A 22,642-nucleotide genomic window follows, 5' to 3' on the forward strand; every position below is an offset into this window, starting at 1 on the left:
CCCGGTCAGTCGCGGCGCAGCCAGAGCACGCCGAGCGGGGGCACCCGCAGGGCGGCGGAGGCGGGCATCCCGTGCCACGGGACGTCTTGCGCGTGCACGGCGCCGAGGTTGCCCACGCCCGATCCGCCGTAGTGGTGGGCGTCGGTGTTGAGCACCTCCGCCCACGTGCCGCCGGCCGGCAGCCCCACCCGGTAGTCCTCCAGCGGCCGGGCGGAGAAGTTCGCCACGCAGACCAGGGTCGCGCCGTCGGGGGCGATCCGGACGAACGAGACGGTGTTGTTGGCGACGTCGTCCCCGGCGATCCAGCGGAAGCCGGCCGGCTCGGTGTCCTGCGCCCAGAGCGCCGGGGTGTCCCGGTAGACGCGGTTCAGGTCGCCGACGAGGCGCTGCACCCCGGCCCGGGCCGGGTCGTGCAGCAGGTACCAGTCGAGGCCGCGCTCCTCGCTCCACTCCCGGTCGTCGGCCAGCTCGCAGCCCATGAAGAGCAGCTGCTTGCCCGGGTGCGCCCACATGTACGCCAGCAGGGCGCGTACGTTGGCCAGCCGCTGCCAGGTGTCGCCGGGCATCTTGCCCGCGAGGGAGCCCTTGCCGTGCACCACCTCGTCGTGGCTGATCGGCAGCACGTAGTTCTCGCTCCAGGCGTACGCCAGGGAGAACGTGAGCTGATGGTGGTGGTGCTGCCGGTAGACCGGGTCCTTCGAGGTGTAGAGCAGGGTGTCGTGCATCCAGCCCATGTTCCACTTGAACCCGTAGCCGAGCCCGCCGGCATCGGTCGACCGGGTGACCCCCGGCCAGGCGGTGGACTCCTCGGCGATCAGCACCACCCCGGCGTGGTGCTTGTAGACCGTCGCGTTCACCTCCTGCATGAACGCGATGGCCTCCAGGTTCTCCCGGCCGCCGTAGCGGTTGGGCAGCCACTGCCCCTCCTGCCGGGAGTAGTCCAGGTAGAGCATCGAGGCCACCGCGTCCACCCGCAGCCCGTCGACGTGGAACTGCTCGCACCAGTACAGCGCGTTGGCGACCAGGAAGTTGCGCACCTCCGGGCGGCCGAAGTCGAAGACGTACGTGCCCCAGTCGGGGTGTTCGCCCCGGCGCGGGTCGGGGTGCTCGTAGAGGGCGGTGCCGTCGAAGCGCGCGAGGGCCCACTCGTCCTTGGGGAAGTGCGCGGGCACCCAGTCGAGGATCACGCCGATCCCGGCGGCGTGCAGGGCGTCCACGAGGTGACGGAACTCGTCGGGGTCGCCGAAGCGGGACGTCGGGGCGTAGTAGCCGGTGACCTGGTAGCCCCAGGAACCACCGAACGGGTGCTCCATCACGGGCAGGAACTCCACGTGGGTGAAGCCCAGCTCCGTGACGTACGCGGTCAGTTGCTCGGCCAGCTCCCGGTAGCCCAGCCCGGGGCGCCACGAGCCGAGGTGCACCTCGTAGACGCTCATCGGCTCCTGGTGCGGCTGCCGTCGGGCCCGCCGCGACAGCCAGTCGGCGTCGCCCCACTCGTACGTCGAGTGGTGCACCACCGAGGCGGTGGCCGGCGGCACCTCCGCGTACGCCGCAAGGGGGTCCGCCTTGTCCCGCCACTGCCCGTCGGCGCCCAGGATCCGGTACTTGTAGCGGGCGCCCGCCCCGACGCCCGGGACGAACAGCTCCCACACCCCGCTGCCGCCCAGGGAGCGCATCGGCCAGCCGTCGTCCGGCGCCCAGCCCGCGAAGTCACCGACCACCCGGACCCCGCGCGCGTTCGGCGCCCAGACGGTGAACGCCACGCCCTCGTCGAAGACCCGGGCGCCGAGCGCCTCCCAGAGCCGCTCGTGGCGGCCCTCGCCGATCAGGTGCAGGTCCAGCTCGCCCAGGGTGGGCGGGTAGCGGTACGGGTCGTCGTGGCTCCGGCCGTCGACCTCGACGCGGTAGTCGAGCACCTCGCCCTCGACCTCCGCCTCGAACACGCCGACGTCGTGTACCCGCCGCATCCGGTGCCGCTCACCGCCGACGAGGAGGGCGACGTCGGTGGCGCCCCGGCGCAGCGTCCGGACGACCGTCCGCCCGTCGGCCGGGTGTGCGCCGAGGACGGCGTGCGGGTCGTGCGTGGCGCCGGCGATCAGCTGGTCCATCGGTCGTCGTCCTTCTGGGCGGGAGCGGTGGGGGCGGTGCCGCCCGAGAGGTCGTCGGGAACGTCGGCGACGGTCAGGTCCGGCGCCCCGGTCGCCGACGCCGGGCCGGCGGTGGGATCGGGAGTCGGCCGGCGCACGGTCAGCACGTGCGCCGGTTGCAGGTACGGGTCGAGGCGCACGGCGTTGCGCTGCCCCCAGTCGTAGCTGGTGCCGGTCAGCTCGTCGCGCACCGTGAACCGGTCGTGCCAGTCCAGCCCGAGCGCGGGCATGTCCAGCGTGGTGTTGCCCCACTGCACGCCCTGCGGGTCGAACGAGCAGACCACGAGGACCGTGTTGCCGGTGTCCGGGTCGTGCTTGGACCAGCAGAGCAGCGCCGGGTTGTCGATCTCGTGGAAGACCAGGTTGCGCAGCTGGTGCAGGGCCGGGTTCTCCCGGCGTACCCGGTTGAGCACCGCGATGAACGGCGCGAGGGAGCGGCCCTGCGCCTGTGCGCCGGCCCAGTCCCGGGGGCGCAGCTCGTACTTCTCGTTGTCGAGGTACTCCTCGGCGCCGGGGCGTGCGGTGTGCTCGAACAGCTCGTAGCCGGCGTACATGCCCCAGGAGGGGGAGAGCAGCGCGGCCAGCACCGCCCGGATCTTGAACATCGGCGGGCCGCCGTGCTGCAACGAGGAGTGCAGGATGTCCGGTGTGTTCGGCCAGAAGTTGGGCCGCATGTAGTCGGCCGCCTCGACCAGCTCCTCGCAGTACGCCCGCATCTCGGCCGCCGACGTGCGCCAGGTGAAGTACGTGTACGACTGGGTGAAGCCGATCTTGCCCAGCCCGTGCATGATCGCCGGCCGGGTGAACGCCTCGGCGAGGAAGAGCACGTCCGGGTCGACCTTCTTCACCTCGGCGATCAGCCAGTGCCAGAAGTCGAACGGCTTGGTGTGCGGGTTGTCCACCCGGAAGATCCGGATGCCCTCGCCGACCCAGTGCAGCACCACCCGCAGGACCTCCGCCCGGATGCCCTCCGGGTCGTTGTCGAAGTTGAGCGGGTAGATGTCCTGGTACTTCTTCGGCGGGTTCTCCGCGTACGCGATGCTGCCGTCGGCCCGGGTGGTGAACCACTCCGGGTGCTCGGTCACCCACGGGTGGTCCGGCGCGCACTGCAACGCCAGGTCCATCGCCACCTCCAGGCCCTGCTCGGCGGCGGCGGCGACGAAGTCGCGGAAGTCCTCCGGCGTACCCAGGTCGGGGTGGATCGCGTCGTGGCCGCCCTCGGCGGCGCCGATCGCCCACGGCGAGCCCACGTCGTCGGGCCCGGCGGTGAGCGCGTTGTTGCGGCCCTTGCGGTTGACGCGGCCGATCGGATGGATCGGCGGCAGGTAGAGCACGTCGAAGCCCATCGCCGCGACGCCCGGCAGGCGCTCGACGGCGGTGGCGAACGTGCCGGAGCGGGCGGGCGCGTCGACGGTGGCCGGGACGGCCCCCTCGGAGCGGGGGAAGAACTCGTACCAGGCGGAGAAGAGCGCCCGCCGGCGGTCGACCCAGAGCCGGTGCTCCTCGCCGGCGGTGACCAGCTCCCGGACCGGGTGCTCCCAGAGCAGGGCGGCCAGCTCCAGCGCCGGGGCGACCCGCCGGGGCAGCGCCAGCCGCTCGTCGGCCAGCGCCCGCTCCGCCGCCGCCACCCGGTCGGCGTCGGCGGCGGGCACCGTCTGGGCGGCGGCCCGCAGCACCCGGGCGCCCTCGGCGAGGTCGTTGGCCAGGTCCTCCGGCCCCTGCCCGGCGGCGATCTTCTTGGTGACCGCGTTCTGCCAGGTCAGGTACGGATCCTGGAACGCCTCGACGGTGAAGACCCACTCGCCGACCGCGTCGGGGCGGATCACCGCGTGCCAGCGGTCCTGCCCCGGCTCACCGGGGCGCATCCGGGTGAACGGCCGCGCCCGCCCGTCGGGGCCGCGCCAGACCACGTTGCAGCCGAGCGCGTCGTGCCCCTCGCGGTAGGCGCGGGCCGACACCGGCACCGGCTCGTCGACCACCGCCTTGGCCGGGTAGCGACCGCAGGAGACGACGGGGGAGACGTCTTCGATCGGGAACCGTCCAGTCACCGGTTCAACCTACTGCGCGAGATCCATTCGCGCGCGGCCAAGCACCCCATCGCCCTCCCGCCTGACTTGTTCGGAGAGGTCCGGTCAGGGGCCCGGCGGAGACCTGGTGCCCGCAGCCCTTCAGGGCGCGGCGGCTGGCGGGCGTGGGTATTGGCGGCGTAGATCTTGGTACGAAGTGGCCCCTTGAAGGGCCGTTTCCTGCCAAGATCTACTGCTGTCCCGAGATTCGGAACGCTATGCCCAGCCGGTGGAAGATCGGGTTCAGGCGGGCGGTTCGGGCGCCACGAACGAGCCCTTGCCCTGGTGCACCTCGATCCAGCCCCGCTCATCCAGGATCCAGAGGGCCCGTTTGATCGGGTTGTCGGACGAGTTGTACTGGCGGGCGAGTTCGGCGATCGTGGGCAGCTTGTCGCCGGGCTTGAGTGTGCCGCTTCGGATCGAAGTGGTGATGTCATCGACCACCTGCTCGTAGACAGGCTTGCGGGGCATGGGGGACCACCTCTCGTCAGCCCGTCCAGCGTCTCACTGCGCGCGACACGGTGTGGACCCTGTGTTGACTCTGGCTACTAAGGGTCCTAAGTTGCGAGTGGCAGGGGTTCTCTCGTCAGCAGCGGAGTGCCCCCGGGCCGGGCGAGGGAACGCGGACCGTCCTCGCCGCCCGACCCGCCCTGATCCGCACCGCATGCTTCGCGCACCTCGTTCTGACCGCACGTTTCGTGCTCACCCGCAAGGAGGCTCACCATGCAGGAGCGTCCGCCTGACGGGCCGCTGCCGGCGGCACACCCGGTCCCGGGTGCCCGCGCTCGGCACCCCGACGGGGATCAGGTGCCCTGTCCGCCCCGCCCGCAGCGCGCCGCTCACCCGTCGCCAGTACGCCTACGGCATCACGGTAGCGCTGCTCGTACTCGTGCTCGTCGCGGCCGGGATCCTGCGGTGAGCGGGACGGGCCGGCGGTGACCGGCCTGCCGGTGGGCCGGCGGGTCGCCCAGTGGCGGGTGCGGCGCAACATGACCCAGCAGCAGTTCGCCGACCGCCTCGGCAAGTCGAAGAGCTGGGTGGACAAGGTCGAGCGCGGAGTGCGCCCGCTGGAACGGATGTCCAACCTGCGGGAGGTCGCCGAGGCGCTGCGGATCGACATGGAGGTTCTGCTCGCGGAGCGGCTCGGGCAACCGGACGTCGCCGTTGCCGGTGTGGCGCGGATCCGGGCCGCCCTGGCCCGCTACCACGTCGAGGCGTCGTCCCGGCCGCCCGACGTCGCGAAGGTGCGGGGCCGCCTCGATCATGCCGAGCAGAGCTACCGGCACGCCCGGTATCCGATCCTGCTCGGCCTGCTGCCCGGGTTGCTCGACGCCGCCCGCGAGGCGCGGGTTGCCCGCCCCGGCCGGGCTGCCGACGAGCTGCTGGTGTCCGCGTACGGGCTCGTCGCCCTGGTGCTGGTCAAGGTCGGTCAGGGAGAGTTGGCGTGGCTGGCCGCCGACCGGGGGATGGCCGTGGCGCTGGCCACGGACGACGCGCGGCTGGCCGCCGTCGCCACCGTGCCGCTGAGTCAGGCGTTGCGGGCCGTCGGCCGGCGGCGCTCAGCGATGGAGACGGCGCTCGTGGCCGCCCGCCGTCTCCCGCCGCGCGAGTCGGCCGAGGGTGCCCTGTCGTCGGGCGGTGACGGTGCCCCGTCGCTGCGCGTGACGTTGCTGCTCCAGGCCGCCCTCGCCGCTGCCGGCCGGGGAGACGAGCGCCGGGTGGCCGGCATGCTCGACCAGGCCGCGGCAGCGGTCGGCACCGTCGGCTTCGGTCGGGCGTCGGTCGAGGCGGCGCGGGTGGTGGCCGAGGCCGCCGTCGGAGACGTGCAGGCGGCGACGGTACGGCACGAGCGGCTGGTCTGCGGTGAGCAGTGGCGGTGGCTGCCGCTCGAGCACCGGGCGGCGTACCTGCTCGACGTGGCCCGCGTACACGCTCTCGCCGGCGACATGGTCCGGGCGGGGCGGGCGCTGCTGGAGGCCGAACGCACCGCGCACAGCGAGGTGCACGACCGGCCGGCGGCGCGCGACCTGGTCGCCACCGTGGCCCGGTACGCCGCCGCTCCCGCCGGCCTGGCCCGCCTCGCCGCCGCCCTGCACGTCACCTGAGGCTGCCTGTGGCCTGCCCGAACCCATCCCCGACACGTATCGTTTGTATTACGTGGTAGGGGGGCGTCATGAAACTCAACAGCAAGGGCCAGGTCACGATCCCGGCAGCGTTGCGAGCCCGACACGGGCTGCACGAGGGCGACGAGGTCGACGTCGTGGAGGAGGGCGGTGCGCTGCGGATCGTCCGGGTGAGTGGCGCGGAGACCAGGGGCCAGCGTCTGGTCCGGCACATGCGCGGTCGCGGCGGTGCGTCGCAGACCAGCGGTATGTCCACCGACGAGCTGATGGAGCTGCTACGTGGGGAGTGAGCGGCTCCGCGCGCTGGCGCCGCGACCCGCCGACTCCGCCACGACGCTGGTGGACACGAACGTGTTGCTCGACATCTTCACCGAGGACCCGAACTGGGCGGGCTGGTCGAGTGACGCCCTCGCCGCCGCTCGGGACACCGGCGCCCTGGTGGTCAACCCGATCGTCTACGCCGAGGTCTCCGTGCGGTTCGACACCATCGAGGAGCTCGACGAGGCGCTTCCGGCGGCGGACTTCCTCCGCGAGGAACTGCCCTACCCGGCCGGGTTCCTGGCCGGGAAGGCCTACGCCAGATACCGCTCCCGGGGAGGGGCCAAGCGATCGCCGATCGCCGACTTCTACATCGGGGCGCACGCCGCGGTGTGCGGGTATCGGCTGCTCACCCGCGACGGCGCCCGCTACCGCACCTATTTCCCGAGGCTCGATCTGATCACCCCGACGGGCTGAGGCCGCGCGGCCCACCGGCCGGCGCCTCGCACGAACCACCTTCGGCGCCACCTGACCTCGGCACGCACGCCGTACGCGGCCAACCGGTGCGCCTTACTCACACCAGCAGCGAGCGGTAGAGCTCGAAGGTCCGGGCGGCGATGGCGTCCCAGGAGAAGTGTTCGACGGCGCGCCGCCGCCCGGCCCGGCCGAAGTCGGCGGTCTTCACCGGGTCGGCGAGCATCTCGTTCATCGCCGCCGCCAGGTCGGCCACGAAGCGGTCCGGGTCCAGCGGCCGGCCGGAGCCGTCGGTGGCCTGCTCGATGGGGACCAGCAGCCCGGTCTCGCCGTCGGCGACCACCTCGGGGATGCCGCCGGTGGCGGTGGCAACCACCGCCGTCTCGCAGGCCATCGCCTCCAGGTTCACGATGCCCATCGGCTCGTAGACCGAGGGGCAGACGAAGACCGTGGCGTGGGTGAGCACCTGGATCACCTCGTGCTTCGGCAGCATCTCCGCGACCCACACCACCCCGGAGCGCTTCGCCCGCAGCTCCGTCACCAGGCCCTCCACCTCGGCGGCGATGTCCGGGGTGTCGGGGGCCCCGGCGAGCAGCACCAGCTGGGTGTCCGCCGGCAGGTCCCGCGCCGCGCGCAGCAGATAGGGCAGGCCCTTCTGCCGGGTGATCCGCCCCACGTACACCACGCTCGGCCGGGCCGGGTCGATGCCGAGCCGGTCCACCACGTCCGTGCCGTGGTCCGGGGCGTACTGCGCCGTGTCGATGCCGTTGTGCACCACCCGGACCCGGTCCGGGTCCACCGCCGGGTAGGCGGTCAGCACGTCGCGCCGCATCCCCTCACTGACCGCGACGACCGCGTCGGCCGCCTCGAACGCCGTGCGCTCGCACCAGGAGGAGAGCGCGTAGCCCCCGCCGAGCTGCTCGGCCTTCCACGGCCGCAGCGGCTCCAGGCTGTGCGCGGTCACCACGTGCGGCACGCCGTGCAGCAGCTTCGCGGCGTGCCCCGCCAGGTTGGCGTACCAGGTGTGGCTGTGCACCACGTCGGTGCCGGCGCAGGCCGCCGCCATCTCCAGGTCCACGCCCATCGTCCGCAGCGCGGCGTTCGCGCCGGTCAGGCCCGCCGGTTCGGCGTACGCGGTGACACCCGCCTCGGTGCGCGGCGCGCCGAAGCAGTGCACCCGCACGTCGGCGAGCCGGCGCAGCTCCCGAGCCAGGTACTCGACGTGCACGCCGGCGCCGCCGTACACCTCGGGCGGGTACTCACGGGTCAGCAGGTCGACGCGCAGCCCGGCGGAGTCGTTCATGAACGGCACCCTAGTGCAGAACGCGCCGCCGCACCGGCTGTGGAACTGTGCCGTACGAGTGGTGAAGTGACGGCGGGGTAGATAGCGTCTGGACATGGCTGCCAAGGTGCTCGCGATCGTCCTGGCCGGCGGAGAAGGCAAGCGCCTCATGCCGCTCACCACGGACCGGGCCAAGCCGGCCGTCCCGTTCGGCGGGATGTACCGCATGGTCGACTTCGTCCTGTCCAACCTGGCGAACGCCGGCTATCTCAAGATCGTCGTGCTGACCCAGTACAAGTCCCACTCGCTGGACCGGCACATCACCAAGACGTGGCGGATGTCGACCCTGCTCGGCAACTACGTCACCCCCGTGCCGGCGCAGCAGCGCCGCGGCCCGTGGTGGTTCGCCGGCTCCGCCGACGCGATCTACCAGAGCTTCAACCTGATCCACGACGAGCAGCCCGACCACGTGATCGTCTTCGGCGCCGACCACATCTACCGGATGGACCCGCGCCAGATGGTGGAGGACCACATCGCCTCCGGCGCCGGCGTCACCGTGGCCGGCATCCGGCAGCCGCTGTCGATGGCCGACCAGTTCGGCGTCATCGAGGTCGGCGAGGACGGCCGGCGGATCCGGGCGTTCCGGGAGAAGCCCACCGACGCGGTCGGCCTGCCCGACGCGCCCGACCAGATCTACGCCTCGATGGGCAACTACGTGTTCAGCACCAAGGCGCTCTGCGAGGCGGTCGAGCGCGACGCGGAGGACAAGACCAGCAAGCACGACATGGGCGGCAGCATCATCCCGATGCTCGTCGAGCGCGGCGAGGCCAACGTCTACGACTTCCGCGACAACGAGGTGCCCGGCAGCACCGACCGGGACCGCGGCTACTGGCGCGACGTGGGGACGCTCGACTCCTTCTACGACGCCCACATGGACCTGATCAACGTGCACCCGGTGTTCAACCTCTACAACTTCGAGTGGCCCATCTACACCGGGCAGCTGACCTACCCGCCAGCCAAGTTCGTGCACCAGTGGGGCGAGCGGGTCGGCCGGGCGGTCGCCTCGATGGTCTCGCCCGGCGCGGTGATCTCCGGCTCGCTGGTGGAGAACTCGGTCGTCTCGCCCAAGGTGAAGGTGCACTCCTGGGCGCACGTGGACGGTGCGGTGCTGATGGAGGGGGTCGACATCGGCCGGCACGCGGTCGTGCGCCGGGCGATCCTCGACAAGAACGTGGTCGTGCCCGAGGGCGCGGAGATCGGCGTCGACCTGGAGAAGGACCGGCAGCGCTACACCGTCTCCGACAACGGCATCGTGGTGATCGGCAAGGGACAGAAGGTGGAACCGTGAGCAGTCATCCCCGGGCCGGCAAGCCCGCCCAGCCCGCCGACCTGGTCGACGTGCCGCGGCTGGTGACCGCCTACTACGCCGAGCACCCCGATCCGCAGGACCCGGCGCAGCAGGTCTCCTTCGGCACGTCCGGGCACCGCGGGTCGAGCCTGCGCCACGCGTTCAACTCCGACCACATCCTCGCGGTCACCCAGGCGCTCTGCGACTACCGCCGCGAGCAGGGCCTGGACGGCCCGCTGTTCCTGGGCCGCGACACCCACGCGCTCTCCGCCCCGGCCGCCGTGGACGCGCTCGAGGTGCTCGCCGCCAACGAGGTCACCGTGCTGCTGGACAGCCGCGACGGCTACACGCCCACCCCGGCGGTGTCGCACGCCATCCTCGCCCACAACCGGGGGCGCACCAGCGGGCTCGCCGACGGCATCGTCATCACCCCGTCGCACAATCCGCCCGACGACGGCGGCTTCAAGTACAACCCCACCCACGGCGGCCCGGCGGACAGCGACGTCACGAGGTGGATCCAGGACCGCGCCAACGCGATCCTCGCCGACGGCCTCAAGGAGGTCCGGCGGATCCCGTACGCGCGGGCCCGCGCCGCCGACACCACCGGGTCGTACGACTTCCTCGCCCGCTACGTCGACGACCTGCCGGCGGCGATCGACATCGACGCGATCCGCGACGCCGGGGTGCGCATCGGCGCCGACCCGCTCGGCGGCGCGAGCGTGGCCTACTGGGGCGAGATCGCCGAGCGGCACCGCCTGGACCTGACCGTGGTCAACCCGACGGTCGACCCGACGTGGCGTTTCATGACCCTGGACGGCGACGGCAAGATCCGGATGGACTGCTCCTCGCCGAACGCGATGGCCTCCCTGATCGCGGCCCGCGCCGACTACCAGGTCTCCACCGGCAACGACGCCGACGCCGACCGGCACGGCATCGTCACCCCCGACGGCGGCCTGATGAACCCCAACCACTACCTCGCGGTGGCGATCGGCCACCTGTTCCGCACCCGGACGCAGTGGGGGTCGGCCGCCGCGGTCGGCAAGACCCTGGTCTCCTCCTCGATGATCGACCGGGTCGCCGCCGACCTGGGTCGCCCGCTGCTGGAGGTGCCGGTCGGCTTCAAGTGGTTCGTTCCGGGGCTGCTCGACGGCGCGGTGGGCTTCGGCGGCGAGGAGAGCGCCGGCGCGTCCTTCCTGCGCCGCGACGGGGGCACGTGGACCACCGACAAGGACGGCATTCTGCTCTGCCTGCTCGCCGCCGAGATCATCGCGACGACCGGCCGCACCCCCAGCCAGCACTGGGCGGAACTGGCCGAGCGCTTCGGCGCGCCAGCGTACGCCCGGATCGACGCGCCGGCGACCCGGGAGCAGAAGGCCGTGCTCGGGAAGCTCTCGCCGGAGCAGGTGACCGCGACCGAGCTGGCCGGCGAGCCGATCACCGCGACCCTCACCACCGCTCCGGGCAACGACGCGCCGATCGGCGGGCTCAAGGTGACCACGGAGTCCGGCTGGTTCGCCGCCCGGCCGTCGGGCACCGAGGACGTCTACAAGATCTACGCCGAGTCCTTCCAGGGCCCGGAGCACCTGGCCCGGATCCAGCAGGAGGCGAAGGACCTGGTCTCGGAGGTCCTCGAGCGGGCCTGAGCACCCGGCTCGCCGCCCACCGGAGCCGACACCGGGGCACGGCCGGCGGGTCAGCGCGGCGGGGGTAGCTCGCGGCGGTTGAACCGTTCCCGCAGGCCCTCCGGCAGCAGCTCCCGCAGCTGTTCGGGAAGCAGCGGCAGGTCCAGCAGGCTCAGCTTCAGTTGGTTGCGTTCCTGGTAGCGGCGCGGGTCCAGGCGGACCACCAGGCCGGCGTCGTGCCGGTAGCGGATCTGCACGACGCCCTCCGTCGCGGCGTCCCGGATGACCAGGCCGTCCACCTCCACCGCGACCGGGCCGGAGCCCTCGCGCAGTTGCAGGCGGACCGTCTCGTGGGGGGAGAGCACCAGCGCACGGGAGATGCCGGCCATCGGGGCGGACGGGGTCACCACCACCGCCTCGGTGGCCGGCGAGACGAGCGGGCCGCCGGCGGCGTAGCTGTAGGCGGTCGAGCCGGTCGGGGTGCTGACCACCAGCGCGTCGCAGCGGTAGTACCCGTACTGCTGCCCGTCGACGGCGAGGGAGGCGCTGACGAAGCCGGAACCGGGCTGGCGGATCAGCGCGATGTCGTTGAACGCGACGAGGTCGTCGCCGCACACGTCGCAGGCCAGGCAGCTGTGGCTCTCCACCGTGAAGTCGTGCGCCACCAGCCGGTCCAGCGCCCTCGGCAGCTCCGGCGGCTCCACCTCGACGAGGAAGCCGAGCTTGCCGACGTGCACGCCGAGCACCGGCTTCGGATCGTGCACGGCCGACCGCAACGCGCCGAGCATCGTCCCGTCGCCGCCGATGGCGATCAGCGCGTCCGACCGGACGGCCACCTCACCCACCGGCAGCGGCTCGACCGTGGCCGGCACGCGGTGCCGGTCCTCGGCGCGTACGGCCAGGGAGATGTGGTGCCGGGCGGCCCAGGTCACGATGGTGTCGACCACCGCGGAGACGTCCCGGGTGGGGTGCAGCACCAGCCCGAGCCGGCTCCGGTCCATGCCTACACCTCATCACATCCCGGGGCTCCGGGACGGGCGTACCGCGAGGTGGGCCGGACGACCGCGCGACGTGTCACCTCGTCACGTCCGGGGCTCTGCGCGTGACGCGCCGGTGCGCGGGTCGTTGGTGGAGACGGGAGCGGGTCCGCACGGGCCCGATGCCCCGTGCCCGCGCGCAGGTGGCGCGCCGGGGCGGCAACCACGAGGAGGATCCTTGAAGATCGTCGTTACCGGTGGCGCCGGTTTCATCGGCTCCAACCTGGTACGCGCCCTCGCCGACGCGCCGCGGGTCACCGAGGTGGTGGCCGTCGACGACCTCTCCACCGGGTCGCTGGACAACCTGCTCGACCTGCCGGTGCGGCTGTTCACGGGGACGATCCTCGACCCCGACCTGCTCGACGAGGCCGTCAGCGGGGCGGCCAGCGTGGTCCACCTCGGCGCCCTCGGCTCGGTGCCCCGCTCCATCGACGACCCGCTGCGCAGCCACCACGCCAACGCCACCGGCACCCTCAGCGTGCTGGAGGCCGTCCGGCGCCACGGGGTGCCCCACGTCGTGGTCGCCTCGTCGTCCTCCGTCTACGGCGCCAACCCGGTCCTGCCCCGCCAGGAATCGCTGCGGCCGATGCCGGTCAGCCCGTACGCGGTCTCCAAGCTGGCCACCGAGGCCTACACGCTCGCGTACGCCGCCTGCTACGGCATCGGCGTGCTGCCGTTCCGCTTCTTCAACGTCTACGGGCCCCGCCAGGCCGCCAACCACGCGTACGCCGCCGTGGTGCCGAGGTTCGTCTCGGCGGCGCTGGAGGGCCGGCCGCTCCAGGTGCACGGCGACGGCACCCAGTCCCGCGACTTCACCTACGTCGGCAGCGTCACGGACGTGATCGTCGACGCGGTCCTGCGCCGCGTCTGCGCCCCGGACGTGGTGAACCTCGCCTTCGGCGCGCGGCTCTCGCTGCTGGAGCTGATCGCGGAGCTGGAGGAGGTGCTCGGCCGCCGTCTCGAGGTGGAGCACGGCCCGTCGCGGGCGGGCGACGTGCGCCACTCCGACGCGGACGACAGGGCGCTGCGCGCGCTCTTCCCCGAGGTGGCGCCGGTGCCGCGCGCCCGGGCCCTGCGGGCGACCGTGCAGTGGTACGAGGCGCACGCGGAGCAGCTCGCCCGATGACCGACCGGCCACCGGCCGCCGGCCGGGCCCCCGCGGCCCTGGTCGACGCCGCCGTGCGGGCGGCGCCGGCAGCCGGTGCCGGAGGGGCCGGACCGGGCCACGCCGACGACTCGTCGCAGCAGGCCGGCCGGTCCCGCAACCGGGCCCTGGTGACCGGAATCGTCTCCGCCCTCGGAGGCAGAGCGGTGGGCCTCGTGGCGCCGCTGCTGATCACGCCGGTCGCCTTCACCCACCTCGGCGCGGAGCGGTACGGCCTGTGGATGGCGGTCACCTCGCTGACCGGCATGGCGCTCTTCGCCGACTTCGGGCTGGGCAACGGGCTGCTCACCCGGCTCGCCCGCCTGCACGCCACCGGAGACCGACCGGCGGCGGCCCGCGAGATCGCCAGCGCGTACGCGATGCTCGGCGCGCTGGCCGTCGGCCTGCTGACGGTGCTGGTGGCCACCGCGCGGGTGGTTCCGTGGCCCACGCTGCTGAACGTCACCGACCCGGCCGTGGCCCGGGACACCCGCGCTCTGGTGCTGCTCTGCTTCGGGGCGTTCCTGGTCAACATCCCGCTGGGCCTGATCCAACGGGTCCAGTACGCGCACCAGCAGGTGGCGCAGAGCAACCTCTGGCAGGCGGGGGGCAGCCTCGTCTCGGTCGGCCTGGTCTTCGCGGCCGTGGCCGCCGACGCTGCTCCGGTGCTGGTGGTCGCCGCCGCCGTCCTCGCCGTCCCGCTGGTGAACCTGGGCAACTCGATCTGCTACTTCGGGTGGCAGAACCGCCTCCTGCGACCCCGCCCACGGGACGTACGCCCGGCGGTGACGCGTGGGCTGTTGCGCCTCGGCGCCAGGTTCTTCGCGCTCTCCGTGCTGACTTCCACCGCGCTCAACGTGGATCCGTTCCTCGTCGGCCGGCTGTTGGGTCTGGACGTCGCGGCGAACTACTCCGTGGTCCTGCGGATGTTCAGCCTTCTCGCACTCTTCGTGACCCTGGTGAATACGCCGCTCTGGCCAGCCAACGGCGATGCGCTGGCCAGGGGAGACGTGATCTGGGTGCGCCGGAGCACCCGTCTGATGATGTTCCTTTCGGTTGTGGTCGTGGCACTGCCGGCGGGGATATTCGTGCTGCTGGGCAACGACATCCTGCGGGCCTGGGTGCGGTCGACGGAACTGCCCACGACGCCAATCGCTGTCCTCGCCGCGCTCGCCACGTGGTCGGTGCTGGTGGCTTCGGCATCGCCGATGTTCATGGTCCAGAACAGCTTCGGTCTGCTCGGCCCGCAGTTCGTCGGCTGGGCGGCCTTCCTGGTCGTCTCTCTTGCTCTGAAGATCACTTTGTCGAGCCGATTTGGTCTGGCGGGCATCGCATTCGCCGGGACGGTCTCATACGCGCTCACTGTGCTGCCGGCGGCCCTGTTCGGCTATCGCAGGACACTGTCCGTCGTCGCGAAGCGTGGTGACAGGAATTCGGGGGTGGGGGAATGCAACGCCGTGATGTCGTGAGTGCAGTAGGGGTCTGGCGTGGATGCGGGTGGTCCTGATGCGTGTCGACTCGTGCCGTCCGATGCCGCTGGTCTACCGCGTTGCCCGCGTACTTGATGGCGCGTGGACGGTCGGCTCTCGCATCCGTCGTGCGGTACGTGGATGGGCGACAGCGCCTCGGTTCGCCGTGCGTGGGGATCGGGTGGCGTTCGACCCGGACGGTATCTACACCTACGAGACGATCGAACTCGGCTCCGACGTGGACCTGGGTTACCGACCCGTGCTGATCGCCGCCCGTAGCCGCATCCGGATCGGCAACAACGTCATGTTCGGACCGGAAGTCACCATTCGGGGCGGCAACCACCGCATCGACCGGGTGGGCGTGCCGATGATCGCCGTGCGAAAGCAGGCGGGGGACGAGCAGCACGACCGGGGCGTCACGATCGGCGACGACGTCTGGGTGGGTACGCGGGCCATCATCCTGCACGGTGTCACCGTCGGCCGGGGCGCGGTGATCGGCGCGGGAGCAGTGGTCACCCGATCGGTTCCGCCGTACGCGATCGTCGCGGGCAACCCGGCGCGGGTGGTCCGGCTCCGCTGGCCGGTTGAGACGATCATCCGGCACGAGCGAGAGCTGTATCCTCCGGGTCAGCGTCTGGAACCTGGTGAGCTCACCGCGTTGGCGCAGTTCGTGGCCCCGGCTCCGCGGTCCGCGCCGGTCACGAATCCACTCACCGCCGACCTCCAGGACCGGTAGTCGAAGGATCGGGCCCGCTCCCGGGCATACCGGCTCATCCGCTGCCATTGTGTGTCGTCGAGGGTGAGCGCCCGGGCTAGTCCGTCCCTGACGTCCTCGGCTCCGGGCCCTGCGAGGACGATGCCCTCTCGGCCGTCGACGATGTGTCGGGCCAGGTCGCTGGTGTGGTTGAGCAGGACGGGGCAGCCTGCCGCCAGGCTCTCCGGCACTTTCGATGGGAACCCCGCCTGAGCGTACTGGGCGAGCGGTCGCACCAGCACCGAGAAGTGCGCGCAGGCCAGCTCTTCGAGCACTCGCCGGCGTGGCAGCCGGCCCAGGAACGTGACCTGGTCACCGAGTTCGGCCAGGGCAGGCTCGTCCAGGTCCGAGACGTCGGTGGCCTGGTCCCGGCTGATGCCCGCGATCACCAGCCGTACCCTGGCGCGGTCGTCGGGGGGAAGCAGGCGAATCCCCGCGAGCACGACGCCGAGCAGATCTTTCGGGCCGGCCGAACCGGCGTAGAGCAGGCGCAGGCCGTCGCGCAGTGACAAGGGCGCGGGGTCGTCGTAGGCGGCGCAGTCGACCTGCGGTGGGACCACCATGGTCCGCCGACCGCGCCTGAGGAAGTGCCGCTCCAGGGTCTCGGAAATGGCGATGACCCGGTCCGCGGTGCGGCCGGCGATGAAGGCGGACCACCGGTGCCGGATGAAGTACGGCGTCAGGCGGCCGTAGGGGAACTGCTCCGGGTCGTGCCGCTCCACCACGTCGACGGTCAGTGGACAGCGCAGCGCCACCCGCAGGACGGCCCAGGTGGTGAGGGTCCACAACCCCAGTGGCAGGTATGCCCCCGTCAGCTGATCCGTTCGTATTCCTGCCCGCCGGAGCGCCGCCAGTACCCGCAGGGGGCGGGTGCGCTGACGTAGCCACCGACCGAACCGGCCACTGCTGCCGCTGGCCAGCGTGATGAGTCGTACGTCGGGCGGCAGGTCGGGAGTGGAGTCGGGGCGACTGCCGTCGGCCGGCCAGTCGTTGACGACCAGAGTGGTGGCGCCCTCGGGGGTGGCGGAGAGCGCCAGGTGGAGCAGCCGGTTCGACATGGCGTCCCCGTGCGGGAACCGGTACGCCCCGAGGACCATCAGTTTCTGGCCCCGATCATCCCAGGGTGGTGCCGGCAGGCGGTACGACTGCTGCTTCTCCATGCCGTCCTTCCGATTAGTGGCGTCTAAACCAATAACGGCAATTGTCGGTGTTACTCTTCGCACTCTCACTGTCACCAACGACTGTGCAGACGGTCGGTGCCGCCCCAGCCGAAGTGGAGTGTTCGTGGAGTCATTCGCCCTCCGGGACCGGCCGTCCTCGGCACGGCGCCGGTCCCGGCCGGTGGTCGTGCAGCACTCGGCCGGACTGCCCGGGGCCAACGGTCCGCTGACGGCCGTGCAACGGGTGCTCGCCTCGCCGCTGGCCGAGCGTTACGAGTTCGTCCGCATGCACCAGAGCGCCGGCAACGGGGGCGTTGATGTGACCCTGCTGCGCGGGTGGGTACGCCTGCTCCGCCGGACGCGGCCGGACGTGGTGCACGTGCGAGGGCTGCAGAACGAGGGCTTCCACGGCGTCCTCGCCGCCCGACTGGCCGGCTGCCCCCGGATCCTGGTCACGGTGCACGGCACGGTGCGCGACCTGCGGCAGGTCGGCCGGGGTTGGCGGCGTCGCCTGCTGGCGCAGGGCGCGGAGCCGGCGACGCTGCGCATGGCCAGCCACGTCGCCACCGTCTGCGAGTACGCCGCCGGACGGGACTTCCTGCGCCCGTACGCCGCGAAGTTCGTCGGTGTCGTCCCCAACGGTGTGCCGGTGCCGCCCGACCCCGCGGCGGCGCGCGACCGGGTCCGCGGCGAGTTGTGCCTGCGTCCCGACGACGTGGTCATGATCGCGGTGGCCCGGCTGACCTGGGACAAGGGATACGGCGTCCTCGCCGACGCGCTACGCCGGCTGCCGGCTGCCGGCGGCCGCCGGGTCCTGCTCGTCGCCGGGGACGGACCGGACCGGGCCGGGATCGCGGCGGCGCTGGCCGGGGCGGGCGGGACCGAGGTGAGGATGCTGGGCAACCGGCTGGACGTGCCGGAATTGCTCTCCGCAGCAGACGTCTTCGTCTTCCCCACGCTGCACGAGAACCTTTCCAACGCGCTGCTGGAGGCGATGGCGTACCGCCTGCCGGTGGTCGCGTCGGCGGTGGGTGGCAACGTGGAGGTGTTGCGCTCCGGAGGTGGCCGGCTGGTGCCGGCGGGAGATCCGGATGCCCTGGCTGTGGCGCTGACCGGGCTGCTCGCGGACGCCGCCGAGCGGGACCATCTGGGGCAGCTGGCCCGCAAGGTCGTCATCGAGAGCTACAGCCTGGAGGAGATGCTCCGGGCGCTCGACGGCGTCTACGAACGGATGCTGCGCCGGTGACTGCCCCGGAGAACGACCAGGTCCGGGTCGTCCTGCTCGGCTTCACCGTGCCGGACGATCTCTTCGACCGGATCCTGGGCCAGGACGCGACCATGCCCGTCCAGACGCACACCTTCGCCTGGGGGCTGGTCCGCAGCCTGCGCGCCGCGAACTGCCCCGTGCACCTGCTCTCGACCGCCCCCGTCTCCAACTGGCCAGGCAACCGCCAGCTCCGGTTCCGCTCCGGGACGTTCCGCCAGGACGGGGTGGACGGTCACCTGCTGGGCTTCGTCAACGCGCTCGGACTGAAGCACCTCACCCGGTTCGGCACCGTGTGGCGGAAGGGCGCCCGTGTGCTGCGGGAGCAGAAGGCGGACGTACTGCTGGTGCACGGGGTGCACTCGCCCTTCCTCTGGTTCGGCGCGCTGCGTGCCGGTCGTCTCGGCGTACGGGTGGTTCCGGTGTTGACCGATCCGCCGAGCGTCGTCCTGCCCACGGACGGTCGGTTGGTCCGGTCGTTGCGTCGGCTGGACCGGGTCCTGGTCCGCGCCGCGCTGGCGCGCTGCTCCGGCGTGATCACGCTGACCGAGGCGCTCGCCGAGGACTTCGCCCCGGGCCTGCCCCGGCTCGTCATGGAGGGCATCTTCGATCCCGTCGGGTCCCGGGTCGACGTCGCCGGCCAGGCGCCGGCCGCGCCCGGGACGCGCGAGGTGGTGTACGCCGGCGGGCTGAGCCGGGCGTACGGCGTCGACCGGCTGGTCGAGGCGTTCCGTGGGCTGCCGGGCCCCGACCTGCGGCTGCGGGTGTACGGCCGGGGTGAACTCGAGCGGTGGCTGCACGAACAGGTCGCCGCCGACTCGCGCATCGCGCCGCCCGAACTGCTGCCGCGCGACGCCCTGCTGCCGCGGCTGGCCCGGGCCGCCGTGCTGGTGAACCCGAGGCCGGTCGGACAGGACTTCGTCCGCTGGTCCTTTCCGTCGAAGCTCATCGAGTACCTGTCCACCGGGGTCCCGGTCGTGACGACCCGGCTTCCGGGTATCCCGGAGGACTATGCGCCGTGGCTGGTCTTCGCCGGCTCCGGCGCGGCCGAAGAGCTGCGGGAGGCCGTCGACCGGGCGCTGCGGCTGTCCTCCGAGGAGCGCGCCCGGATCGGGCTCGGTGGTGCCGACTTCGTCCGGCAGACCCGTGGCCCGGCGGCACAGGGACGACGGATACGGGACTTCCTGGCGGCGCGGCCCGGGGGGCGTCGTCCCCACGTGCCAGCCCAGGTGGTGACCGCCCTCCCGACCGAGCGGAGCCGTCCGCGCTGACCGGACGGCGTCGCGGAACCGGTCGGGGGTCCGCACGGGCTCAGGTCGTCAGGGACGCCCCGCCCGCACGTCGTTCGCCCGGCGGGGCGCCGGGCGCCTCGGCAGGGACGGGTCGAAGCGCCGGCGTCGACGCCGGCCGCCGCGCGGCAGGGCCAGCAGCACGGGCAGCCGGGACCAGAGCGCGAGCACCATCCACGCGACCGGTGAGATCTCCCAGTGCCCGCTCAGCCAGATGGGCGTCCAGCCGACGACCAGCACTCCCACGAGGAGGGCATTGCGGCGTGCGGACGCCGGGGCGGCATCCCGGATCACCTGAGCGACCAGCGCGACGAAGACGGCGATCCCCACGAGACCGACGTCGTTGCCGAGGGTGAGCAGCAGCGAGTGCGCGCCGATCCCGAAGTACGGATTGGCGCTCGGGAACGCGCCCACCCCGATGCCCACCAGCGGCGATTCCCAGAAGGACGCCTCGGCGATCGGCCAGACGAGCAGCCGCCCGGAGAGGTCGTCCAGTGGTCTGTTGAAGACGCTGTCGAGCCACTCGGGACGGTGCGGGGTGAGATGCCCGAACGGCACGACCGCCAGCAGGAGGGCCGACACCGCCACCGACCAGGCCCAGGCGTGCCGGTGGACCCGGGTGACGAGCAGGTAGCCGCCGACGGCGGCGAGGGCGATGAGACTCGCCCTGGTCCCGGTCAGCACGGTTGCGTGGACGAACAGCGGGAACAGTAACCAGAGCCCGACTCGGACGAGTCGGTTTCCGACCCGGGAAGCCAGGAGCATCACGCACACGAGGGTGCCGGTGGTCAGCGCGTAGGCGGTGTAGTTGATCCCCACACCGTCCAGGCCGACGCGGAGGGCGGACTCGTCGGTACGACCGGCGAGGACGAGCCGGACCGCCGTCCAGACCGTGCCGGCGAGCAGGGCGGCGGCCACCACCAGCAGCCGTCGCCGGGTGGTCAGCACGTGTCGGGCGGCGATCATCAGGAGTGCGACGGTCCACCAGGCCTGCACCGCGACCTGACTGGCGGCCATGTCGTGGGTCCACAGCAACGAGGCGGTGGCCCAGCCGCAGAGCAGCAGTGCCAGATGGTCCAGGGGGCCGAGCCGCGGAAGTCGACCGTTGCCGAGCAGCGCGAACCCGGCCAGCCACAGCCCGAATCCGAACACCAGACCGGGGTCGACAGGTGCGAGGGCGGCGGCGATGCCGAGCGGCGGTACGCCGAGCCAGGTCAGCCGCCACCCTGCTTCCTCGGGAGCGGCGTGCGCGGGCCCGGTCGTGCGGAGCAGGGGGAGGGGAGCCCGGTACCCCGGTAGGCGGGACGTGCGCCTCGCCGAGCGGTCCAGCACGGACTCGTGCGCGTCGTGTCGTCGACTCACGGCTCTCCTCCTCCCGCCGGCGGGCACACCGTCGCGTCGACCGGTGGGCCGGAGTCGGCCCCTGTCCGTCTCCGGAGGGTCAACGAGGCAGCGGATCCGGGGTGGTGCTCACAGCGCCGTGCGCACCCGCCGTCGGAGAGTTGTCCAGGCCATGACGACCAGCAGGGTGGCCAGGCCGATCACCGTGGGGCGGGACAGGCCCAGCTGGTTGTTGGCCGGAATGTAGGCGACGAGCAGGCAGAGCTGGGCGAAGAGCAGCGTCGGCAGGATCCGGCGGGACCGGACGGCGCCGAGCCACATGGCGGCGAAGAGCCAGCCCAGGAGTGCCATGAACAGGACGGTCCCGGGCCAGGTCAGGTCCGAGGCCAGCCAGGGATAGATGGTCGACCAGTACATGCCCGACGGGTATCCGGTCCGGGCCTCCGTCCGGACGGGGTACGAGGGGCGGCTGTCGGTGTCGACGCCGAGGTACTGCCCGGCGTACGAGGCGACCGCCGGGGTGCTGCCGAGCCCGCGTGACCAGACGAACGGCGTCTCCAGGTTGTGGGCTAGTCCCAGGTAACCGTGCGTCGGATAGATGACCAGCGCGGCCACGCCGGTGGCCAGGTGCGGTCCGACCATCCGCTCGACGGTGGCGTTCGGGCGGACCCGGTCCTGGGTGCCGAACTGGTCGACCCGATCGGCCTGGCTGTTCACCATGTAGGCGCAGAACAGGGCCGTGACGACGGCGACGATCGCCAGGGACCGCCGTCGGGCAGCCCGTCGTGCCCTCGGCCGCGCCCGGTCGCCGTCGCGCGCGGCCCAGACGAGCAGGCCGGCGGCGATCATCACGACGAAGTCGCCCAGGCCCTTCAGGGTGCCGATGTAGAGGAAGAAGAGCGCGTAGACGCCCATCCCGGTGAGCCCGAGCGCCCGGATGCCACCCGACAGCCGTCGCCAGTGGATGACGAGCAGCGGAATCAGCACGGCGCCCAGGACCCCGAGCAGGGTCAGCACCTGGATCGCCGGATTGACCCGCCCGCTGTCCTGCTGGTGCTGGTAGACCGCGAACTTGTTGGCGTACGCCTGCGCCGGATCCCGGAGGCTGGCCACGATGTCGCCCGGTCCGGTGGCGCCGTACTCGAGGAGAAGAGCCGCGCCGAGGGCGAGGTGGTAGACGGCGCCCGCCACGACCAGCTGCCGGATCCGCCGCTCGTCCGTCGGCGCACCCACGGTGCCGGTCGGGGCCTTCTCCCGGCGCCGGACGCGTACGGCGTACCCGGCCGCGAAGGCGGCGGTCGCGGCGAACACGAAGAGGCAGAGCCGGACGGGGTGCGTCACCTGCTCGGCCAGGGCGCCGGTCCAGAACAGTCCGAACGTGCCGAGCATCCAGGCCGCGGCGACCAGCAGTGGCAGCCAGGCCTGGCTCGGTCTGCGGTGCCCGGGGGTGGCCTGCGGTCCCGGAGGTGGTGCCGTCGCTTGCGCCCCCGGGCGGAGTCGCCCGTCCCGGACCGCTGTCGTCATCGTCATCCGGCTGGTGCCCCCGCATCGGTACCTGGTCCGTCGGGCGTCTCCCGACGGGGTGGTGGTCCACTGACTCCGGTCGTACGCGCTCACCACGTCCGCTGCCGGTGGCGCGCTCGGCGTGGCGGCCTCGCCGGCCCGCTGACTGGTGTTATAGCAGTCCGCAATAGAGGAATTCGCCGGTTTTGTGAAATAGCGTCGCGCGGAGCGGATCGGCGTCGCGGCGACTTCGACTGCGCCCGTTCGTCCTGTTTAACCGTTTCCGCCTCTGGCCCGGCTCGTTGCGCCAGGTGTGACCGCCGCCCTGTGACCTGCGGCGCGGCGTCGCGATCCCAGAACC

Annotated in this window: 18 protein-coding genes; 10 read left to right on the forward strand and 8 right to left on the reverse strand. The window is 72.3% G+C overall.

Translation table 11 applies throughout. The features are described 5' to 3' along the window. Positions 1 to 5 precede the first annotated feature (5 nt). The 3 genes from glgB to AB0883_RS03045 all read right to left on the reverse strand — a co-directional run bounded on the left by glgB (position 6) and on the right by AB0883_RS03045 (position 4,684). Positions 6 to 2,108 carry a 1,4-alpha-glucan branching protein GlgB gene (gene glgB / locus AB0883_RS03035; protein ID WP_366638980.1) on the reverse strand — a complete coding sequence of 701 codons (2,103 nt, stop codon included), beginning with the start codon at positions 2,106 to 2,108 and terminating at the stop codon, positions 6 to 8. Continuing rightward, on the reverse strand, positions 2,096 to 4,195 hold the full coding sequence (locus AB0883_RS03040) for a maltotransferase domain-containing protein (protein WP_366638982.1): 2,100 nt from the start codon (positions 4,193 to 4,195) through the stop codon (positions 2,096 to 2,098). Before AB0883_RS03040 ends, glgB begins: the two co-directional genes overlap by 13 nt. 261 nt (positions 4,196 to 4,456) lie before the next feature. Beyond that, the gene (locus tag AB0883_RS03045) at positions 4,457 to 4,684 is read right to left on the reverse strand and encodes a winged helix-turn-helix domain-containing protein (protein ID WP_334607023.1); all 228 of its coding nucleotides are present in this window, start codon (positions 4,682 to 4,684) and stop codon (positions 4,457 to 4,459) included. Between the two features lie 464 nt (positions 4,685 to 5,148). On the opposite strand from AB0883_RS03045, the gene AB0883_RS03050 reads away from it, so the two are divergent. The 3 genes from AB0883_RS03050 (at position 5,149) to AB0883_RS03060 (ending at position 7,071) form a co-directional block, all read left to right on the forward strand. Beyond that, on the forward strand, positions 5,149 to 6,318 hold the full coding sequence (locus tag AB0883_RS03050; protein ID WP_366638984.1) for a helix-turn-helix transcriptional regulator: 1,170 nt from the start codon (positions 5,149 to 5,151) through the stop codon (positions 6,316 to 6,318). Positions 6,319 to 6,386: 68 nt separating this feature from the next. After that, a complete protein-coding gene (locus AB0883_RS03055; protein WP_366638985.1) occupies positions 6,387 to 6,626 on the forward strand; it encodes an AbrB/MazE/SpoVT family DNA-binding domain-containing protein in 240 nt (79 codons plus the stop codon). Then, complete coding sequence (locus tag AB0883_RS03060) at positions 6,616 to 7,071, forward strand: type II toxin-antitoxin system VapC family toxin (protein ID WP_366638987.1); 456 nt, start codon at positions 6,616 to 6,618, stop codon at positions 7,069 to 7,071. Before AB0883_RS03055 ends, AB0883_RS03060 begins: the two co-directional genes overlap by 11 nt. 97 nt (positions 7,072 to 7,168) lie before the next feature. Here AB0883_RS03060 and glgA read toward each other — a convergent pair whose 3' ends face one another. Further along, positions 7,169 to 8,371 carry a glycogen synthase gene (gene glgA / locus AB0883_RS03065; RefSeq protein WP_366638989.1) on the reverse strand — a complete coding sequence of 401 codons (1,203 nt, stop codon included), beginning with the start codon at positions 8,369 to 8,371 and terminating at the stop codon, positions 7,169 to 7,171. Between the two features lie 94 nt (positions 8,372 to 8,465). Here glgA and glgC point away from each other — a divergent pair, with 94 nt between their 5' ends. Both glgC and pgm read left to right on the forward strand, forming a co-directional pair. Then, a complete protein-coding gene (glgC, locus tag AB0883_RS03070) occupies positions 8,466 to 9,698 on the forward strand; it encodes a glucose-1-phosphate adenylyltransferase (protein ID WP_121395617.1) in 1,233 nt (410 codons plus the stop codon). After that, positions 9,695 to 11,341 (forward strand): phosphoglucomutase (alpha-D-glucose-1,6-bisphosphate-dependent), encoded by a 1,647-nt coding sequence (pgm, locus tag AB0883_RS03075; protein WP_366638991.1) that lies wholly within the window; start codon positions 9,695 to 9,697, stop codon positions 11,339 to 11,341. Before glgC ends, pgm begins: the two co-directional genes overlap by 4 nt. A gap of 50 nt (positions 11,342 to 11,391) precedes the next feature. Here pgm and AB0883_RS03080 read toward each other — a convergent pair whose 3' ends face one another. Then, positions 11,392 to 12,321, reverse strand: coding sequence for an NAD(+)/NADH kinase (locus tag AB0883_RS03080; protein WP_366638992.1), 930 nt, complete (start codon positions 12,319 to 12,321; stop codon positions 11,392 to 11,394). A gap of 214 nt (positions 12,322 to 12,535) precedes the next feature. On the opposite strand from AB0883_RS03080, the gene AB0883_RS03085 reads away from it, so the two are divergent. The 3 genes from AB0883_RS03085 to AB0883_RS03095 are packed head-to-tail and all read left to right on the forward strand — an operon-like array spanning position 12,536 to position 15,706. Continuing rightward, the gene (locus AB0883_RS03085; RefSeq protein ID WP_366638994.1) at positions 12,536 to 13,483 is read left to right on the forward strand and encodes an NAD-dependent epimerase/dehydratase family protein; all 948 of its coding nucleotides are present in this window, start codon (positions 12,536 to 12,538) and stop codon (positions 13,481 to 13,483) included. Continuing rightward, positions 13,480 to 14,970: a lipopolysaccharide biosynthesis protein gene (locus tag AB0883_RS03090; protein ID WP_366638996.1), complete on the forward strand. Its 1,491-nt coding sequence runs from the start codon at positions 13,480 to 13,482 to the stop codon at positions 14,968 to 14,970. Before AB0883_RS03085 ends, AB0883_RS03090 begins: the two co-directional genes overlap by 4 nt. Positions 14,971 to 14,992: 22 nt before the next feature. Then, a complete protein-coding gene (locus AB0883_RS03095) occupies positions 14,993 to 15,706 on the forward strand; it encodes an acyltransferase (RefSeq protein WP_366638998.1) in 714 nt (237 codons plus the stop codon). On the opposite strand, the gene AB0883_RS03100 is transcribed toward AB0883_RS03095, so the two are convergent. Continuing rightward, on the reverse strand, positions 15,598 to 16,884 hold the full coding sequence (locus AB0883_RS03100) for a glycosyltransferase (protein WP_366639000.1): 1,287 nt from the start codon (positions 16,882 to 16,884) through the stop codon (positions 15,598 to 15,600). The two genes, AB0883_RS03095 and AB0883_RS03100, sit on opposite strands and share 109 nt — an antisense overlap. Before the next feature lie 124 nt (positions 16,885 to 17,008). Between AB0883_RS03100 and AB0883_RS03105 the strand changes: the two genes are divergently transcribed. Both AB0883_RS03105 and AB0883_RS03110 read left to right on the forward strand, forming a co-directional pair. Further along, a complete protein-coding gene (locus AB0883_RS03105) occupies positions 17,009 to 18,130 on the forward strand; it encodes a glycosyltransferase (protein WP_366639002.1) in 1,122 nt (373 codons plus the stop codon). Then, positions 18,127 to 19,419 (forward strand): glycosyltransferase, encoded by a 1,293-nt coding sequence (locus AB0883_RS03110; protein ID WP_366639003.1) that lies wholly within the window; start codon positions 18,127 to 18,129, stop codon positions 19,417 to 19,419. The genes AB0883_RS03105 and AB0883_RS03110 overlap by 4 nt, the downstream gene beginning before the upstream one ends. Positions 19,420 to 19,467: 48 nt before the next feature. Here the strand turns inward: AB0883_RS03110 and AB0883_RS03115 are convergent, their stop codons facing one another. After that, a complete protein-coding gene (locus AB0883_RS03115; RefSeq protein WP_366639004.1) occupies positions 19,468 to 20,799 on the reverse strand; it encodes an O-antigen ligase family protein in 1,332 nt (443 codons plus the stop codon). A gap of 108 nt (positions 20,800 to 20,907) precedes the next feature. Then, entirely contained in the window at positions 20,908 to 22,302 is a 1,395-nt protein-coding gene (locus AB0883_RS03120) for a hypothetical protein (protein WP_366639006.1), read from the reverse strand. Positions 22,303 to 22,642: the final 340 nt, after the last annotated feature.

The sequence above is a fragment of the Micromonospora sp. NPDC047812 genome (genome assembly GCF_040704175.1).
Taxonomy (GTDB): domain Bacteria; phylum Actinomycetota; class Actinomycetes; order Mycobacteriales; family Micromonosporaceae; genus Micromonospora.